Source organism: Streptomyces sp. NPDC058240, from assembly GCF_042882135.1.
In the GTDB taxonomy this organism is placed as follows: Bacteria; Actinomycetota; Actinomycetes; order Streptomycetales; family Streptomycetaceae; genus Streptomyces.
On the sequence record NZ_JBHVWT010000025.1, the window covers coordinates 1 to 18298 of the forward strand.

Annotated in this window: 6 protein-coding genes and 1 pseudogene; 6 read left to right on the plus strand and 1 reads right to left on the minus strand. The window is 69.8% G+C overall.

Features of this window, described 5'->3' with window-relative positions:
- The first annotated feature begins 19 nt into the window (after positions 1 to 19).
- The 3 genes and pseudogenes from ACFVX4_RS28930 to ACFVX4_RS28940 all read left to right on the plus strand — a co-directional run bounded on the left by ACFVX4_RS28930 (position 20) and on the right by ACFVX4_RS28940 (position 13084).
- Positions 20 to 12418: an SDR family NAD(P)-dependent oxidoreductase gene (locus ACFVX4_RS28930; protein ID WP_389982486.1), complete on the plus strand. Its 12399-nt coding sequence runs from the start codon at positions 20 to 22 to the stop codon at positions 12416 to 12418.
- Positions 12419 to 12438: 20 nt separating this feature from the next.
- Positions 12439 to 12684, plus strand: a pseudogene (locus tag ACFVX4_RS28935) (NADP oxidoreductase); the annotation flags it as partial.
- A gap of 28 nt (positions 12685 to 12712) precedes the next feature.
- Positions 12713 to 13084 carry a nuclear transport factor 2 family protein gene (locus ACFVX4_RS28940; protein WP_389982489.1) on the plus strand — a complete coding sequence of 124 codons (372 nt, stop codon included), beginning with the start codon at positions 12713 to 12715 and terminating at the stop codon, positions 13082 to 13084.
- A 129-nt stretch (positions 13085 to 13213) separates the two neighbouring features.
- Here the strand turns inward: ACFVX4_RS28940 and ACFVX4_RS28945 are convergent, their stop codons facing one another.
- Positions 13214 to 14302 carry an NADH:flavin oxidoreductase gene (locus ACFVX4_RS28945; RefSeq protein ID WP_389982492.1) on the minus strand — a complete coding sequence of 363 codons (1089 nt, stop codon included), beginning with the start codon at positions 14300 to 14302 and terminating at the stop codon, positions 13214 to 13216.
- Between the two features lie 322 nt (positions 14303 to 14624).
- On the opposite strand from ACFVX4_RS28945, the gene ACFVX4_RS28950 reads away from it, so the two are divergent.
- From ACFVX4_RS28950 to ACFVX4_RS28960, 3 genes are all read left to right on the plus strand, one after another.
- Positions 14625 to 15782, plus strand: coding sequence for an acyltransferase family protein (locus ACFVX4_RS28950; RefSeq protein WP_389982495.1), 1158 nt, complete (start codon positions 14625 to 14627; stop codon positions 15780 to 15782).
- A 254-nt stretch (positions 15783 to 16036) separates the two neighbouring features.
- Positions 16037 to 16822 carry an SDR family oxidoreductase gene (locus ACFVX4_RS28955; RefSeq protein ID WP_389982498.1) on the plus strand — a complete coding sequence of 262 codons (786 nt, stop codon included), beginning with the start codon at positions 16037 to 16039 and terminating at the stop codon, positions 16820 to 16822.
- Positions 16823 to 16987: 165 nt separating this feature from the next.
- Positions 16988 to 18190: a cytochrome P450 gene (locus tag ACFVX4_RS28960; protein WP_389982501.1), complete on the plus strand. Its 1203-nt coding sequence runs from the start codon at positions 16988 to 16990 to the stop codon at positions 18188 to 18190.
- The last annotated feature ends 108 nt before the right edge of the window (positions 18191 to 18298 follow it).

Here is an 18298-nt window from a genome sequence, read left to right on the forward strand (position 1 = left end):
GGGCGGGTCCGCGCCGGGCGTGTCCGCGCCGGGCGGGTCCGCGCCGGGCGGGTCCGCGCCGGGCGGGTCCGCGCCGGGCGGGTCCGCGCTGGTCGAGGCCCTGCGCTCCATCGCCGCCGGCCTCCTCAAGTTCGAGGCGGAGGAGCTCGATCCGCGTACCGGTCTGGACGCGTTCGGTTTTGACTCGATCTCGCTGGTGACCTTCGCGCAGGAGATCCACGAGCGGTTCGGCGTCAAGGTCAGCCCGGCGGTCTTCTTCGATGTCAGGACGTTGGAAGGGCTGGGCGCCCACCTGGCCGACGAACACGGTGTCACGGTGGCGGTCGAGTCCCGGCCGGTCCGGGTCGAGGCAGAGACGCCACCTGTCCGGAGCGAGGTCCAGCAGCCGCAGCCAGGCCGGGCCGCGTCCGATCCGCGCATGCCGATCGCCGTCATCGGCGCGGCGGGGCGGTTCCCGGGCGCCCGCGACCTGGACGCGTACTGGGCGAACCTGGTGGCGGGCAAGGACTCCGTCACCGCGTTCCCCTGGCACCGGTACGACGCGGACCACCGCAGGGCCGTCGAGGCCCAGGACTTCCCCCAGCGGATCGGTGCCCTGGAAGACGTCGACGCCTTCGACGCCGAGTTCTTCCGCGTCCTGCCGCGCGAGGCCGAGCTGATGGACCCCCAGCACCGCCTGGCGCTGGAGACGGTGTGGCAGGCGCTGGAGGACAGCGCGTACCGGCCGGCCGACCTGCCGGCCGGCACGGGCGTGTTCATCGGCGTCACGGGCAACGACTACGCGACCCTGCTCACCGCGCTCGGTGTGGCACCGGACGCGTTCACCTCGACCGGGACGACGCACTCGATCCTCGCCAACCGCATCTCGTACCTGCTCGACGTGCGCGGCCCGAGCGAACCGATCGACACGGCCTGCTCCAGCTCGCTGGTGGCGGTGCACCGCGCGATGGAGGCGATCCGGTCCGGCACGTGCGACATGGCCGTCGCGGGCGGGGTGAACGTGCTGCTCAATACGGACACGTTCGTCAGCGCGCACCGTGCGGGCATGCTCAGCCCGGACGGCCTGTGCAAGACCTTCGACGCCGACGCGAACGGCTATGTGCGGGGCGAAGGGGTCGGGGCGGTCGTGCTCAAGCCCTTGGCAGCGGCGGAGCGCGACGGTGACGCGATCCTCGGAGTGCTCAGGGGAAGCGCGTTCAACCACGGGGGCCGGGCGAACTCGCTGACCGCGCCCAACGCCGATGCCCAGGCCGAGCTCGTGACGACCGCCGTCGGCGACCTCGATCCCGACACCATCGGCTACATCGAGACGCACGGCACCGGTACGGCCCTCGGCGATCCGGTGGAGGTGCGCGCGCTGCGCACGGCGTTCCGCCGGCTGGGTCGGAGCGACGACGGTGCGTGCGGCCTCGGTTCGGTCAAGACCAACATCGGTCACCTGGAGGCAGCCGCGGGCATCGCCGGGCTGCTGAAGGTGCTGCTCGCGCTCCGGCACGGTGTGCTACCGGCGACTCAGCACCTCCGGCAGGTCAACCCGTACATCGAACTGGACGGTGGTCCGTTCCACATCGTGCGGGAGAACACGTCCTGGCCGCGGCCCCGCACCCGTGACGGCGGTGTGGCACCGCGGCGCGCCGGGGTGAGCAGCTTCGGTTTCGGTGGCGCCAACGCCCACGTCGTCGTCGAGGAGTACGTGCCCGGCGGCCAGGACACGGAGCACGCGGGGGCCGGCGGGAGTGTGGTGGTGCCGCTTTCGGCACGCACCGCACGGCAGTTGACCGAGCGCGCCCGGGATCTGCTGGCCTACCTGGAGGAGTCGGACGAGGTACCGCTCCGGTCCGTCGCGTGGAGCCTGCAGGTCGGCCGTGAGGAGATGGCGGAGCGGGTCGGCTGGGTCGTCTCCTCGCGCGCCGAACTCGTCGACAGGCTGCGGGCGTTCGTCACCACCGGCGACCGTGGTGACGGCGGCGACCTGATCGGGCGGTGGACCGGCGGCGCCACCGTCGATTGGCGTGCGGTGTCCGACGGCCCGACGCCCGGTCGCGCGCACCTGCCCGGCTATCCCTTCGCCCGCGACCGGTTCTGGTTCCCCGGTATCAACAAGGAAGGCGCGAAGAAGGAAAGCGAAAAGGGGGAGAGCACCGGGAGGGCGAGTGGCACGGTCCTGCTGACTCCGCGGTGGACGCCGACGCCCGCCGCCCCGACCGAACGGTACGACCGGCGCGTCGTCATCCTGTGCGGGGGTGCGGGTTCGGTGCCCGGAGCCATCCGCCTGGAGACAGCCAAGCAGCGGCCGGAGAGCCGGTTCCGTGACCTGTCGTGGCAGGTGGCCAAGGTCCTCCAGGGCCTCGACGACCGGCACGGCACCACACTGGTCCAGGTCGTCACCGACACCCCCGCCCTGGCCGGGCTGCTGCGGACCGTCGCCAAGGAGAACCCGCGGATCGTCGGCCAGGTCATCGTCGTCGACGGTGCCGAGGGCGACGGCGGTGTCGACGTGGCCGCTGTCGTGGCGGAGAACGCGACCACCGCGGATGACCTCGTCGTCCACCGAGGCGGTGTCCGGCACACGCTGACCTGGGACCCGGCGCCTCGCGGCACGGACTCCTCGGCACCCTGGCGGGACGGCAGCGTATATCTCATCACGGGCGGTGCCAGTGGCATCGGTGCCCTGACGGCCCGCCGGATTGCCGCCGACGTACGGCGGCCGACCCTCGTGCTCGCCGGCCGGTCACCGGGCGACGACCGGATCGAGCGCCTGCTCGCCGACCTGCGACAGGCCGGAGCGGTGGCGCGGTACGTGCGCGCCGACGTCTCCCGCTGGGAGGAGGTACGCCATCTCGTCGCCGAGGCCGGCGAGGTGAACGGGATCGTGCACGCCGCCGGCGTGGTGCGGGATTCGCTGCTCGCGGAGAAGACCGCCGAACAGTGGGACGACGTGCTCGCGGCCAAAGCGGACGGCCTCGTCCACCTCGACCGGGCCACCGAGCACTGTCCGCTGGATTTCGTGCTCGCGTTCTCCTCGGGCGCCGCGATCACCGGCAACCCCGGGCAGTCCGACTACGCCACCGCCAACGCCTGCCTCGACTCGTTCGCCGCGGTGCGCAACACCTGGGTCGCGGACGGACGTCGCCGCGGGCGCACGCTCTCCCTCGCCTGGCCGCTGTGGCGGGACGGCGGCATGCGGGTGAGTGACCGCACGCGGGCGTACCTGTGGGCGGACCGGGGGCTCGCGCCGATGCCCACGGAGGAGGGGTTCAGGGCGCTGAGCGACGCCTGGCACACGGGAGCGGACCAGGTGTGGGTGCACCACGGCGATCCGGACCGCGTGCCGACCGGAGCGCCGGCTGCGGCGCCCGAGGTGCCCGCGGCGCCCATCACCGACGCGACCGTCCTCAACCACCTCCTCACCGTGTTCTCCGAGGTCACCAAGCTCGCGCCGGAGGCGGTGGACCCCGACCGCCCGCTCGCCGAGATAGGCCTGGACTCGGTGATGGTCCTCCAGCTCAACCGGGCGCTGGCCGAGACCCGCCCCCACGTCTCTTCAACGCTCTTCTACGAGCAGCCGACCCTGCGGGCGGTGGCCGACCAACTCGCCGGCCACGGCGCGGAGTCGGCGCATCCACGGCCGGCCGCCACCGGCGAACCGCACGTCCACACCCGACAGCCGGCGGCCGGCACCGCGCAGCGGGCCGTCCGTACCGAGCAGCGCGCCGTCGGCGCTGGGCGGCGGGCCGTCCGCACGGACATGCCGACGGCCCGCGCCGAGGAGCCGATCGCGGTCATCGGGCTGAGCGGGCGCTACCCGGGCGCCGCCGGCCCGGAACAGTTCTGGGACAACCTCAAGGCGGGCCGCGACGGCATCCGTGAAATCGACCGCTGGCCGCTGGACGACTTCTTCGAACCGGACCGCAACACCGCGGTCGCCACCGGTCGCAGCTACAGCAAGTGGGGCGGTTTCCTGGACGACTTCACGGCGTTCGACCCCAGGTTCTTCGGCATCGCCCCCCGGGACGCGTACGCCATGGACCCGCAGGAACGGCTCTTCGTGCAGGCCGCGTGGGAGGTGCTGGAGGACGCGGGCTACACCAGGGCACGCCTCGCCGAACGCCACGACCACCGGGTCGGCGTGTTCGCCGGCGTCACCAAGGTCGGCCACGCCCGGCACGGCGTGGGCCGGCTGCCCTCCGGCGAACTCGTGGTGCCCGGTCTGTCGTTCGCCTCGCTGAGCGCCCGCGCCTCCTACCTGCTCGACCTGCGCGGACCGAGTCAGACGATCGACACGATGTGCTCGGCGTCGCTGACCGCGATCCACGAGGCGTGCGAACAAATCCGGCGCGGCGCGTGCGAGGTGGCGCTCGCCGGCGGCGTGAACCTCTACACGCACCCGCTGGACTATGTCGAACTGTGCCGCTCCGGGATGCTCTCGCCCGACCGGAGCTGCCGTAGCTTCGGCGCGGGCGGTCACGGCTTCGTCCCCGGTGAAGGCGTCGGATGTGTGCTGCTCAAGCCGCTGTCGCGCGCGGAGGCCGACGGGGACCGCGTGCTCGCGGTGATCCGAGGCTCCAGCGTCAACCACGGCGGCCGCACCACCGGCTACACCGTGCCGAGCCCGGTCGCCCAGGCCGCCCTGATCCGGCAGGCGTTGGACCGGGCCGGTGTCTCCGCCCGGCAGGTCGGTTACGTCGAGGCACACGGCACCGGCACCGAACTGGGCGACCCGATCGAGATCACGGGCCTGACCAAGGCGTTCGAACAGGACACCGCGGACCGGCAGTACTGCGCGATCGGCTCGGTGAAGTCGGGCATCGGCCACCTGGAAGCCGCGGCCGGGGTGGCCGGTCTGACCAAGGTCCTGCTCCAGCTCAGGTACCGACAGCTCGTGCCGAGCCTGCACGCCGACGAGCCCAACCCGAACATCGACTTCGCGTCGACCCCGTTCCGGCTCCAGCGTGAGCTGAGCCCGTGGCACTCCGACGGCCCGCGGATCGCGGCGGTGTCCTCCTTCGGTGCCGGCGGCTCGAACGCGCACCTGATCGTCGAGGAGTATCCCGTGCAGCCCACTGACGGTACGACGAGCAGCGCAGCACAGATCGTCGTCCTCTCGGCGAGGACGCCCGAGCACCTCACCGCGTCCGTCGACAGGCTGGCCTCCTTCCTCGACCGCCACCCTGACACCGACCTCGCCGACCTGGCCTTCACGCTCCAGTGCGGCCGGGAAGCGATGCCCGAGCGGCACGCGCTCGCGGTGTCCTCGACCGCTGAGCTGAGGAGTGGTCTGAGGGCCGGCCGGGGGCACCGGGGCACCGTCGAGGCCGCGGGTGGTCTGCTCGCGGAGCTCACCGGCGACAGCGATCTCCAGGAACTGCTGGTGCAGCGGTGGCTCGCCGTCGGCAAGCTCTCCGAGGTCGCGGCGCTGTGGGCGTCGGGCGCCGAGGTGGACTGGGCGCGCCTGCACCAGGGGGTGCCGCGCCGACCGGTGTCCCTGCCGACGTACCCGTTCGCCAAGGAGCGGTTCTGGATCGGTGACCTGACCGGCCCGGGGCCCGCGCCGGTGTCGGCCCCGGTCCCCGAACCCGTGGTCACGCACCGGAGTCCGGACGAACTGGTGCCCGCCGTGGTGCGGGACAAGATCGCCCGCGCGCTGGCGTTGCGGGTCGACGAGATCGACGGCGGGCAGGCCTTCGCCGACTACGGCCTGGACTCGATCCTCGCGATCCGTGTGGTGCACCAGCTCAACGACGCACTGTCGCTGGACCTGCCGACGAGCGTGGTCTTCGACTTCAGCTCGGCCGACCGGCTGGCCGCGCATCTGCTCGCCGAGTACGGGGACACCATCGTCTGTACCGAGGACATCCCGGACACGGCGTCAGGTCCACAGTCCGTCCCGGAACCGGTCGTGGCGCCCGCGTCCGTGAGGAACGAGCATCGGGAAAGCCGTTCGGCGGACGGGGAGCGCGGACCGATCGCGGTGATCGGCATGAGCGGCCGGTTCGCCGGCGCCGACTCGCTCGACGGACTCTGGACGCATCTGGTCAACGGCGACGATCTGGTCACCGAGGCGACCCGGTTCGACCTCGACGGCCTGAGCGCCTGCACCCGGGGCGGCTTCCTGCACCGCATCGACGAGTTCGACGCGATGTTCTTCGGCATCTCCGGCACCGAAGCCGCCGTGATGGACCCCCAGCAACGGCTGCTGCTCGAAGAGTCCTGGAAGGCGTTGGAGGATGCCGGCTACGCGGGCCGGACCGGCGGGCAGCGCTGCGGCGTCTACGTCGGGGCGTGGGCGGGCGACTACCAGGAACTCCTCGACCAGGACGCACCGGCACAGGCCCTGTGGGGCAACATGACGTCGGTCATCCCCAGCCGGGTCTCCTACTTCCTCGACCTCAAGGGGCCGGCGATCGCCGTCGACACCTCGTGCTCCAGCTCGCTCGTGGCGATCGACCTGGCCTGCAAGGACCTCCGGTCCGGTGAGACGTCGATGGCGTTGGCGGGCGGGGTGTTCCTCCAGTCCACGCCACGGCTGTACGGGCTCGCCGGCCGCGCCGGGATGCTCTCGCCGACCGGCCGCTGCCACACCTTCGACCACCGTGCCGACGGGTTCGTGCCCGGCGAGGGCGTCGGCGTCGTCGTACTCAAACGCCTGGCGGACGCGCTGGCCGACGGCGACCACATCCACGGCGTGATCAAGGCGAGCGGGGTCAACCAGGACGGCGCCACCAACGGCATCACGGCGCCGAGTTCGGTGTCCCAGGAGACCCTGCTCGGCGAGGTGTACGAGCAGTTCGGCGTCGACGTGGAGCGCATCGGACTCGTCGAGGCGCACGGAACCGGCACCAAGCTCGGCGACCCCATCGAGTTCCAGGCGCTCGACCGGGCCTTCCGCGCCCGCACCGGCAAGTCGGAGTACTGCGCGCTCGGTTCGCTGAAGACCAACATCGGCCACACCCAGTTCGCGGCCGGCGTCGCCGGCGTGCTCAAGGTGCTGCTGGCGATGAAGCACGGGCAGATCCCGGCCTCGCTGCACTTCGAGGCGGCCAACGAGGCGATCTCCCTCGCCGGAAGCCCGTTCTACGTGAACACCCGCACCCGGCGCTGGGAGTCGCCCGCCGACGTGCCGCGGTGCGGGGTGGTGAGTTCCTTCGGCGCCAGCGGGACCAACGCGCACCTCGTGCTCGAAGAGGCCCCGCCCGTGGCCCGCGCCACGATGCCGCAGGCCGAACACGTGGTGGTGCTGTCGGCCGGCACCGAGCAGCAACTCGCCGAACAGCGGCGCCGGCTGGCGGCGCACATCCGCGCCGAGGCATCCCTCGACCTCGGCGACCTCGCGTACACGCTGGCTGTCGGGAGGGCGCGTCTCGCGCACCGGTTCGCCTGCGTGGTCCGTGATCCCGGCGAACTGCTCCAGGTCCTCGACGGCACGCTCCCGGCCCGCAGGCCCGACGACGACCGGATGCCCGCCCAGGGCCGGCGCATCCCGCTGCCGACCTACCCCTTCGCCCGCGACCGGCACTGGCCCGCGACCGGCGGCGCGCGGGTGACGCTGACGCGTGCGGACGGCCTGCTGCGCGACCACGTGGTGCAGGGCCGCCACATCCTGCCCGCGGTCGCCCATCTCGAACTGGCACGTATGGCAGTGGGCGCCCGCACGGTGCGGATGCGCCACGTGACGTGGGTGCAGCCGCTGGAGGTCGCGGACGATCCGGTCGACGTACGGGTCGAGGTGCGCGCGGCCGGCAAGGGCGGTCGGCGATTCGCGATCACCACGGGCAACGCCGTCTGCTGTGAGGGCGGCATCGCCTCGTCCGACGCCCCGCGCCCGGCACGGGTCGACCTCGCCTCACTGCGCGCGGACTGCCCGGAAACCGTGTCCGCCGACCGGATCCGCGAGGCCCTGGCGGCGAAGGGCATCGAGCACGGGCCGACCCTGCGAGCGATCCGGCAGGCGCACGTCGGCGCCGGGACCGTGCTGGCCGAACTGGTGCTGCCCGGGTCGGCGGAGCCGGGGGTGCTGACGCCAGCGATGCTGGACTCGGCAATCCAGGCGTCGGTCGCGGCCCACCTCACCGCGTTGGAAGACACTGCCGTGCCGTTCGCCCTGGAACAGCTCGACCTGTTCGCGCCGTGCACGCCGACGATGTGGGCAGTGGTGCGGGGCGTCGCGTCCGGGCCGCTCGGCAAGCTGGACGTCGACCTGGTCGACGCCGACGGCGAGGTCTGCGTACGGCTGACCGGGTACTCCGCGCGCCGCACCGCCCCGAGGGCCGGACAGGCCGAGCCCGCGGCGCTGTTCGCGCCCGTGTGGGATCCGGTCACCGCGTCCGAGGCGCCCGTGCCACAAGCGGCGGACCGGGTGCTGGTCGTCGGCCTGGCCGGCGCGCTCGAAACCGCCCTGCCCTGGCCGTTGCCGCCATCGGCGACCGTCGAGGAGGTGACCGACGCGCTCCGTGACCTCGGGCCGGTCGACCACCTGGTCTGGTCCGCGCCCGAGCCCGTCCTCGACCCCACCGACGCCGCCGGGTACGCGGCGGCCCAGGACGAGGGCGTCGTCCCGGCCTTCCGCATGATCAAGGCACTGGTCGGTGCCGGGTACGACGCCCGGCCGCTGGGGATCACCCTGATCACCACGCGTGCGCTCGCCACCCACGCCCAGGACCCCGTCCAGCCGGCGCACGCCGGACTGCACGGCCTGTTCGGGTCGTTGGGACGGGAGTACCCGCAGTGGACCGTGCGCCGCGTCGACCTCGACGGCCCCGAGTGGCCCGCCGACCTCGCGGCCCTGCCCGCTCGGTCACCCGACGACGCGTGGGTCCGACGGGCCGGGCAGTGGCTCACCCGGCGCTGGGCACCGTGTGCGGCACCGGCACAACCGGTGTACCGCGAGGGTGGCGTCTACGTCGTGATCGGCGGTACCGGCGGCCTGGGCACGGCCTGGACCCGGCACGTGGTGCAGCGCTACGGCGCACACGTCATGTGGATCGGCCGCAGCCCGCACGACGCGTCCGTGACGGAGAAGCTCCGCTCCGTCACCGGGCGCGGCACGGTCGGCTATCTCAGCGCCGACGCCGGGGACCCGGCCGCGCTGCGCCGTGCCGTCGCGGAGATCAGGCGGCGCCATCGGCAGATCCACGGGGTGGTGCAGGCCGCCCTCGTGCTGCGGGACAGCACGCTCGCGAGGATGGACGAGGCCGCGCTCCGCGCTGCGCTGCGGGCCAAGGTCGATGTCACGACCGCGATGGCCGAGGTCTTCGACGGTGCGGGACTGGACTTCGCCGTGCTGCTGTCGTCGATGCAGTCCTTCACCACGGCGGCCGGCCAGGGCAACTACGCGGCCGGGTGCACCTTCAGCGACGCCTATGCACACGCGCTCGGCGCGCACTGGGACACACCGGTCAGGGTCATGAACTGGGGCTGGTGGGGCACCTTGGGGAGCGTCACGTCCGCGTTCTACCGGGATCGGCTGGGCCGGGCCGGGCTGGTGTCGATCGAGCCGCACGAGGGGCTCGCCGCCATGGACGCGCTGCTCGGCGGGGACCAGCGGCAGCTCGCGTTCGTCAAGACGAACCAGCACAACACGTTGGCCCACTTCGACCGCGCCACCGAGGTCACCGTGCACGGGCCGACGCCGTCACGGGTCAGCGGCGAGCTGCTGACCGCCTCCGACGGCGCGGACGACCGCATGGACGCGGTCGTGCGGTGGCGTCGGACCGAGCGCGATCCGTGGCTGGCCAAGGTCCTTTCGGCGCAGGTGGCGCCCCTCGACCCCACGACGGTCCTGCCGTCGTACGCCGCGTGGTGGGAGCACGCCCGGCGCGTCCTGGTGCCGGCCGGTCCGGTGGACGAGGTGCTCGGGCAGTGGGACCGGCAGTGCACACTGTGGTCGGCCGACCCCGACCGCAGGGCCGAGCTGCGGTTGGCCTCCGCCACGCTCACCACGCTGCCGGACATCCTCACCGGCCGGACCCGGCCCACCGACGTCATCTTCCCGCGCGGTTCCATGGAACTGGTGGAGGGCTGCTACCGGGACAATCATGTCGCCGACGTGTTCAACCGTGCCATGGCACGGGCCGCCGTCACCGTCGTCTCGGAGCGGTTGCGCCGGGAACCCGGCGCGCGGCTGCGGATCCTGGAGATCGGCGCCGGTACCGGCGGGACCAGCGCGGGGATGTTCGCCGCGCTCAAGCCGTACCAGGACAGCATCGAGAGCTACCTCTACACGGACCTGTCCAAGGCGTTCCTCAACCACGCGCGTGCCACCTACGGGCCGGACGTGCCGTACCTGGACTGCCGGCTGCTCGACGTCGAACAGCCGCTGGCCGGGCAGGACATCGCCGAGGGGCGTTTCGACCTCGTGATCGCCGCCAACGTGCTGCACGCGACCAGGGACACCCGCACCACCCTGCGCAACGCCAAGGCCGCCCTGCGGGCCGGCGGGTGGCTGCTGTTGAACGAGCTGTCGGCGTTCGACCTGTTCAGCCACGTCACGTTCGGACTGCTCGAAGGCTGGTGGCTGTTCGACGACCGGTCGCTGCGCATTCCGGGCTCCCCCGCGCTCTCGCCGGAGAGTTGGCGGGAGGTGCTGGCCGGAGAGGGATTCCGCACCGTGGTGTTCCCGCTGTCGCAGGCGCTCCCCCTGGGGCAGCAGATCATCGCGGCGGAGAGCGACGGGGTGGCCCGGCAGCGGAGCAGGGTCGTGGCGGAGGGAAGCGCGCGGCGCGCAGCCGGCGGCGCGGAGCGGCCGGCGCCGCAACCGCAGCCCACACCCGCCGCGACTCCCTCGCCACATCCCCCGTCCACACGTCCTGCGGCCGCCCCGGTGTCCGGGCCCCGCTCCACGGCCGCGAGCCCCCCGACCGAGCGGACCGGGCCCGCCCCCTCCCCCGCACCGACGACGCGATCCGGCCTGACCACGCTCCTCCTCGACAAGGCCGCCGCCGTGCTGGGCATCCCCGCCGACCGGATCGACCCCTCGACCCCACTCACCGATTACGGCTTGGACTCCCTCCTCGTCCTCCAACTCACCAGCGCCCTGCGCGAGGACCTCGGCGCGGACATCCCCGCCACCCTGCTCTTCGACATCGCCTCCATCAACGGCCTGACCTCCCACTTCGCGGGCCCGGCAGGCGAACGGTGGAACCTCTCCCGCGGTCAGCTGACCATGTACCAGGACCAGCGGCGCCAACCGGAGTCGGCCGCCTACAACCTCCCGCTGCTCTTCGAGCTCCACGGCGACCTGGACGAGACGGCCCTGGAACGGGCGGTCCGCGCGCAGACGGAGATCCACCCGGTGCTGAGTGCACTCTTCGGTGAGCGGGACGGCGTGCCGTACATGGACATCGCCCCGACCAGGGCCCCGTCGTTCGACCGGGTCACCCTCACGGCCACCTCGCGCGAGGCTCAACTGGCCGCGCTGCGGGACCTGGCCGACGTCCCGTTCGACCTGGCGACCGGTCCGCTGGTCCGGGCCCACCTGGTCTCCCTCCCCGGACGACGACGGCTGCTGCTGCTCACCGCGCACCACATCCTGCTGGACGGCACGTCGACGGCCGTCCTGATCCGTACGCTCAAAGCGGCCTACCAGGGCAAGGGAGGTCCGGACCGCGCCCCCTACGGCGACTTCGTCACCTGGGAAGAAGCGCTGCTCGACGGCGTACGGGCAGCGCGGCACCGGGACTACTGGCTCCGTGAGCTGGCGGGACCTCGCACGGCGCTCGCGCTGCCCTACGACCGTCCGTACGATCCGGAGCGGCTGCCCCGCGTGGAGGTGATGCGGGAGAAGCTGTCGCCGGCGCTGGCCGCCGCACTCGCCGGCACGGCACGGGAACACCGGGTCAGTGTCGCCACGGTGCTGTTCACGACGTTCGTGCGGTTCCTGCACCGGCTGACCGGACAGGACGACCTGGTCCTGGGCATGACTGCAGCCGCCCGCTACGAGGAGCGGTTCCGGGACGTGGTCGGCCAGTTCGCGAACTGCCTGCCCCTTCGGTGCACGGCCACCGGCAGCTTCCCCGAGCTGCTCGCGTCCGTACAGCGCACGATGGTGGCCGGTATCGAACACGGCGCCTACCCGCTGCGGGAGATCGCACGAGCTCTGGGCACGGACGACGAACCGCTGGTCCTGACGAACTTCCTGTTCCAGAACTTCGAGGGCGCCGAACTGCTCACCGATGACTCACCGGCCGCGGAGGGCGAGTTGGACCTGCGTCCGTTCGATGACCTGCCATATGCCGGAGAGTATGCACTTTCCCTGGAATTCTATCGGGAGGGTGAAGGCTACAAGGCATTTCTCAAGTACGACGCAAACGTATTCACCGAAGCCACGGCGCGACACATGATGTACGAGTGGTATGCGACCGTCCAGAATGAGATGGGGATGCAACAAGGGGCCATTTCTGTCGATGCCACCCGCAGATGAAGAGCGAATCCATGAAGATCGGCATCATTGGAGGCAGCGCGGCGCCGGGCGCCGTGGTCATCGACACCGGGAACTACTACCCGCAGCAGCGCGACGACAGGATCGCCGCCATCGACGACGCAGCGGCCAAGCGGATCATGCGCGTCCTCATCGACGAACTCGGCTTCGACACCGCGGACGCGGGCGGGCTGGACGAGTCGTGGCGCCAGCAGCCCGGAACGCCCGCCCACGGAAGCCGGGGCGATGCCGACAACGAAAGATCCTAGGCACCAATAAGAGAAATGAGGACTCGACGTGGAGCGGAACATCGGCGAGAAGGCGATTGAGTTTCTGCGGTGTCTGGAGATTTATGACTTCTCCAGCGCCCAGGCAATGTGCACCGACACGGCCGCTGTGTGGCAGAACGACGGTAAGGGAGCGCAGGCGATCGGCGAGAGTCTGGAACACTTCAAGTCCTTTGCCGCTACCGTCAGTTCATTGCGGTACGACATAATCCGCCAGTTCCAGAATTCGAACGAGGTGCTCCAGCAGCAAGTACTCCGCCTGGAGATGACCGACGGCTCTCGCCGCGAGGCGCACGCTGCGGTGTATTTCCGGTTTGAGGGCGGCCTCATCGACCGGATCGAGGAGGCCGTCTACACCGTGCCGACGGACAAGGCGTCATGACTTCAGCCTGCTGCCCGAGTGTCAGATAGAAAATGAACTTTCGCGTGCACCGCCGTCGAGGAACTGCTGCGCTGCCTGTCGGTGATCTGATCCGGTTCGGGCTGTTCCGGTACGCCCCCGAGGTTGTTGTCAGGCCAGGGTCGTGAGCACGGCCGGGTCGTAGGGGACGGACCGGGCCAGCTCGCCGCGGAGCGCCAGTGCGGCCCAGTCCGGGTTGGCCAGCAGCGTCCTGCCCAAGGCGACCAGGTCGAACTCGTCGCGCTCCAGGCGGGCCACCAGTTCGTCGATGCCGGTCACGCCGGCCTGCCGGGTGAAGCCCTGGGTGAACTCGCCCTCGCCGTACTGATTGTCCAGGCCGATCGAGCCGACCGTCACGGTGGCCTTGCCGCTGAGCTTGCGCACCCAGCCGGCCAGGTTGAGGGCGCTGCCGTCGAACTCGGGCAGCCAGTAGCGGCGGGTGGAGGCGTGGAACACGTCGACACCCGCATCGGCCAGCGGCGAAAGCATCTGCGCCAGCTCATCCGGGTTCTCCGCGATGCGTGCCTCGTACGCGTTGAGCTTCCACTGGGAGAGCCGGAAGAAGACCGGGAATCCGGGGCTGACGGCCGCGCGGACGGCCCGCACGATGTCGGCGCCGAATCGGGCCCGGGAGGCCGGGTCGCCGCCGTAGTGGTCGGCGCGCCGGTTGATGCTCTTCCACAGGAAGCTGTCGATCAAGTAGCCATGCGCGCCGTGGAGTTCGACGCCGTCGAACCCGAGTCGTTCGGCGGCCGCGGCGGCTTCGGCGAAAGCGGCCACCGTCTCGTCGATGTCCTGCTGGGTCATGGCCTTCCCGGCCGGGGCGCCGTCCAGCCCGAGCCCGGACGGGCCCTCGGCGGGCGGGTCGGTTGCGGTGCGTACGACTCCGGTGTGCCACAGCTGCGGAATGATCCTGCCGCCGGCCTCGTGTACCCGCCGCAGCACGTGGGCCCATCCGGCAAGGGCCCGCTCGCCGTGGAAGTGGGGCACGTTCTCGTACGCGCCGGCCGCGGCGCGGTTGACGTAGGTGCCCTCGGTGATGATCAGCCCGACCATGTTGGCCGCCCGGCGGGCGTAGTACTCCGCGACATCCGGGCCCGGCACGCCGCCGGGGGACGCCGTTCTGGTCATCGGGGCCATCACGATCCGGTTGGGGACCATGAGATCGCCCACGATGAACGGCTCGCCCAGGCTGGCCATTATTCCTCCCTAGTTTCGGCAGCGCTCATACACAGATCTTCCATGTGCGCCTGTCTTCCAACCTGGCAATGCACTTCGAGGTCGTACGGAAACCACTGCGGCCGGACATCGACAGCGCACAATCATCGACCTTGCCGATCGAGATGTCCAGCCTTCTGGATCGAATTATGCGATTCATTGGATCGAAATAATCAGTTTGACCACACCAACGGGATCACCAACAGTGGTCCTCAACGGTTCCATGCTGGCGCCAATGATCACTCTGTTGCCGTTTGAGGGTCCATAAACGAGCTCATGACCCAAAAAATGAAGGAAGACGGGTATGCAGACACTGGAACCGTCCGCTCGTCCGAACCGATTGCCATCATTGACCGGCATGCGATTCATCGCGGCATTCGCCGTGCTGATATCTCACCTGGACAGTCAAATCGTGGGAACATTCCACCCCGACCCGCCGTATCGGGTGATCACGACCCTCGGGCCGGTCGGGGTGTCTTTCTTTTTTGTGCTCAGCGGATTCATTCTCACCTGGGTCGCCGATCCGGACGATACCGCGAGGCTGTTCTGGCGTCGACGTCTGGTGAAGTTGTATCCGAACCATTTGGTGACCTTTGTGGCCGCCAGGCTCTTGATGGTCGCCGCCGGTGTGCAGATCGTGGCGATCAACACGTTTCCGGCGCTGTTCCTGATCGAACCCTGGATTCCTTACCTGGAACCCCATGGCGGGTTTACCGGTAGCAACGCGGTGAGCTGGAGCCTCGGCTGTGAGATGGCTTTCTACCTCACGTTCCCTTGGCTGATCCGTCTCATCGGCAGTATCCGCCCCTCACGGTTGTGGCTGTGGGTGGCAGCCGTCGTCACGGCCAGTACCGCTGTCCCATTTATTTCCCAACTGCTGCCGGCGCAGCCATTCACGTCGTGGGATCCGACGTCTTCGGAGTGGCAGAGCTGGTTCGCATACCTCTTTCCCCTCCCGAGGATGCTCGAATTCGTCCTCGGCATCCTGATGGCACGCATCGTCATCACCGGGAAATGGATCCGCCTCGGCATGACGCCGGCATTTCTCCTGACGATCACCTGTGTGGTGGTCCAGTCCTACCTGCCCGGTGTGTTCCACCTACGCGCCGGGCCGACCGCGCTTGCCGTCGCCCTCGCGATCGCAGCAAGCGCCAGCGCCGACATACGCGGTGCGCGAACGCCTTTCAGTGGCCGAATCATGGTCTGGCTGGGTGAGATCTCGTACGCCCTCTACATGGTGCACTACCTCGTCGTCCAGTACGGCCCGGTCGACGCCCTGCACGCCACGGGCGAAGTGACCGCATCCCTGTCGACGAGACTGATCAATATTCTGCTTACCGTCGTGATCAGCATCTCCCTCGCGGCGGCCCTCTACATGCTGGTCGAACGTCCCGCGGTACGACGCTTCAGTCGTCCAGCCGGCGGACGAAAGGGGCTTGAACCGGTCCCACCTTCGACCTGACACCATCAACCCCATCATCGTGACCGATACCTTTCGCTCCAAAAGACGTCACTCCACTGAATCTATTTATGCGATTCAGTGGATCGAAATAATGAGCTTGACCGTGTCAACGGGATCGCCAATAGTGGTTCCGTGCCGACGCTGCCGACTGGAGAGAAACTCTCGTTGTGAGCCGCAACGGGAGAGTCGGTTTCCGTTGCCGATCCGCGTCGCGGACGTTGTTGTCGAGGACAAGGCAGGAAGTGGAGTCCGGAGTGAACCAGAGCCGCCCTACCGAACGGATTTCCGACGAGTTGCAAGGTAAGCGAGCCGTGGTCACCGGTGGCAGTCGCGGTATCGGCGCCGCGATCGCGCAGCGCTTGTTCAATGCCGGCGCCACGGTTGTCACCGCTGCCCGTAATCCGACCGCGGACGCTCCGTCCGAAGCCAATTTCGTGAGCGCCGACCTCAGCACGCCCGGCGGTGTTCGCGAGTTCGCGGACGCCGCGCTGCGAATTCTCGGCGGCGTGGACATCATCGTCAACAATGCGGGAGGGGTTCGCACCTTTCCGAATGCGCTGGACATTGAGGAGGACTGGCAGTACACGATGGATATCAACTTCCTCGCTGCTGTCCGGCTCAATTCCGCACTTGTGCCGTCCATGATCGCGAGCGGAGGTGGGGTCATTGTGCATCTCTCGTCCATTGCCACCCTTTCTTCCCATCCGCTGCTCCTGCACTATGCCGCCGCCAAGTCCGCACTCGCGGTGTACAGCAAGGGGCTTGCGGTCCAGTTGGCGCCGCAAGGTATCCGTGTCGTAGCTGTCTCTCCGGGGAGGGTGGCGACACCGGGGGCGGACGAAGCACTCGAAAAGATGAGTGCGCATCTCGGCGACAGCACGGAGCTGGATTCGGAAACGTGGGTCGGCGATATTCCGCTCGGGCGGATCGGTCAATCACATGACATCGCCGAGGCGGTTGGTTTTCTGGTCTCCCCACGCGCCGCGTGGATCACCGGCAGCACTCTCTCCATTGATGGCGGGCAGAGCGCAGCCCTGTGACCTGTGACCTGTGACCTGTGACCTGTGACCTGTGACCTGTGACGCACGGTGGGCCACGCCGGTCCTTCTCACGCCTGCCTACCAGCAAGATCACGAACTTCTGTTGGGTCGGCAACCAAGTTATTCGTCAGGTGACCGCTCGCCCGTACTGGAAGGACCGACGCGATGACCGAAGCAGGGGACAGCGCGCGGGCCTATACATTCGGTCCGGCCGACCGGCTCGACGTCGACCCGCGGCTGGCCGAGATGTGCTGCGAGCAGCCAGTGCTGCGCGTGAACCTGCCCTACGGCGGCGACGGTGACGCCTGGCTTGCCACGCGGCACGCGGATGTCAAGACGGTACTGGGCGATCCCCGGTTCAGCCGTGCCGCCGCCGCGGGCGAGAACGTGCCCCGCGCGGTCGCTGCCGCGTTGCCCAGTACCACCATGCTGAGCATGGACCCGCCGGAGCACAGCCGGCTGCGGCGCCCGGTGGCCGAGGCCTTCACTCCACGACGTGTTCAAGCGCTGCGCCCGCACGCCCAGCAGATTGTGAACGGCCTGCTCGACACCGTGATCGCCGCGGGACCGCCCGCTGACCTGGCCAAGGCGCTGACCTGGCCGCTGCCGATCACGATGATGAGCGAACTGCTCGGCGTGCCCACGGCCGACCGCGACCAGTTCACCGTCTGGGTGGACAGTTTGTTGATCCTCTCCGACCCGGACCAGGCCACGCGGGCCCGCGAACACCTCGACAACTACCTCACCGGCCTGATCGCATTCCGCCGCACCAACCCCACCGACGACCTGCTCGGCGCTCTCGTCGCCGCGTCGGACGAGAAGGACGGGCCCGGCGACGAGGACTTGGTGAGCCTTGCGTCCAGCCTGCTGTCCGCCGGCTACGAGGCCACCGCAAGCCAGCTCGGCAACTTCGTCTACACGCTGCTGACCCATCCCGATCACTGGCGGGAGCTCGTCGCCGATCCCGGTCTGGTACCCGGTGCGGTCGAGGAACTCTCCCGGATCATCCCGAGCAGCGCTTCGGCCGGCTTCACCCGTGTCGCCCTTGAGGACGTGGAACTGAGTGGGCGAACCGTTCGCGCCGGCGACGCCGTGGTCGTCGAGTACGCCGTGGCCAACCGGGATCCCGAGGTGTTCGCCCACCCTGAGGAGATCGACTTCCACCGGCCGAACAACCCGCACCTCACCTTCGGGTACGGCGTGCACTTCTGCCTCGGCGCGCAGCTGGCCAGGATGGTGTTGCGCATCGTGGTCGAATCCCTGGCCCGCCGTCTGCCCGATCTGCGTCTGGCAGTCCCTGCCGACCAGGTGCCCTGGCGGACCGACCGCCTCATCCGCGGGGTGGCCGCACTTCCGGTCAGCTGGTGACGGAGGCAATCAGGAGCTCGGTGCCGGATGAGGCCCGCAGGCAGATGACCTCGCAGTCCTGTGATGCACGTATTTCTGCCGGACCAGTAACCAACCGCTTGCCCGTAC

Excerpts from the sequence above, each read along its gene's own strand:
- ACFVX4_RS28950 (WP_389982495.1), top strand. The coding sequence starts at position 14,625 with ATGCAGACACTGGAACCGTCCGCTCGTCCGAACCGATTGCCATCATTG.
- ACFVX4_RS28945 (WP_389982492.1), bottom strand. The coding sequence starts at position 14,302 with ATGGCCAGCCTGGGCGAGCCGTTCATCGTGGGCGATCTCATGGTCCCC.
- ACFVX4_RS28960 (WP_389982501.1), top strand. The coding sequence starts at position 16,988 with ATGACCGAAGCAGGGGACAGCGCGCGGGCCTATACATTCGGTCCGGCC.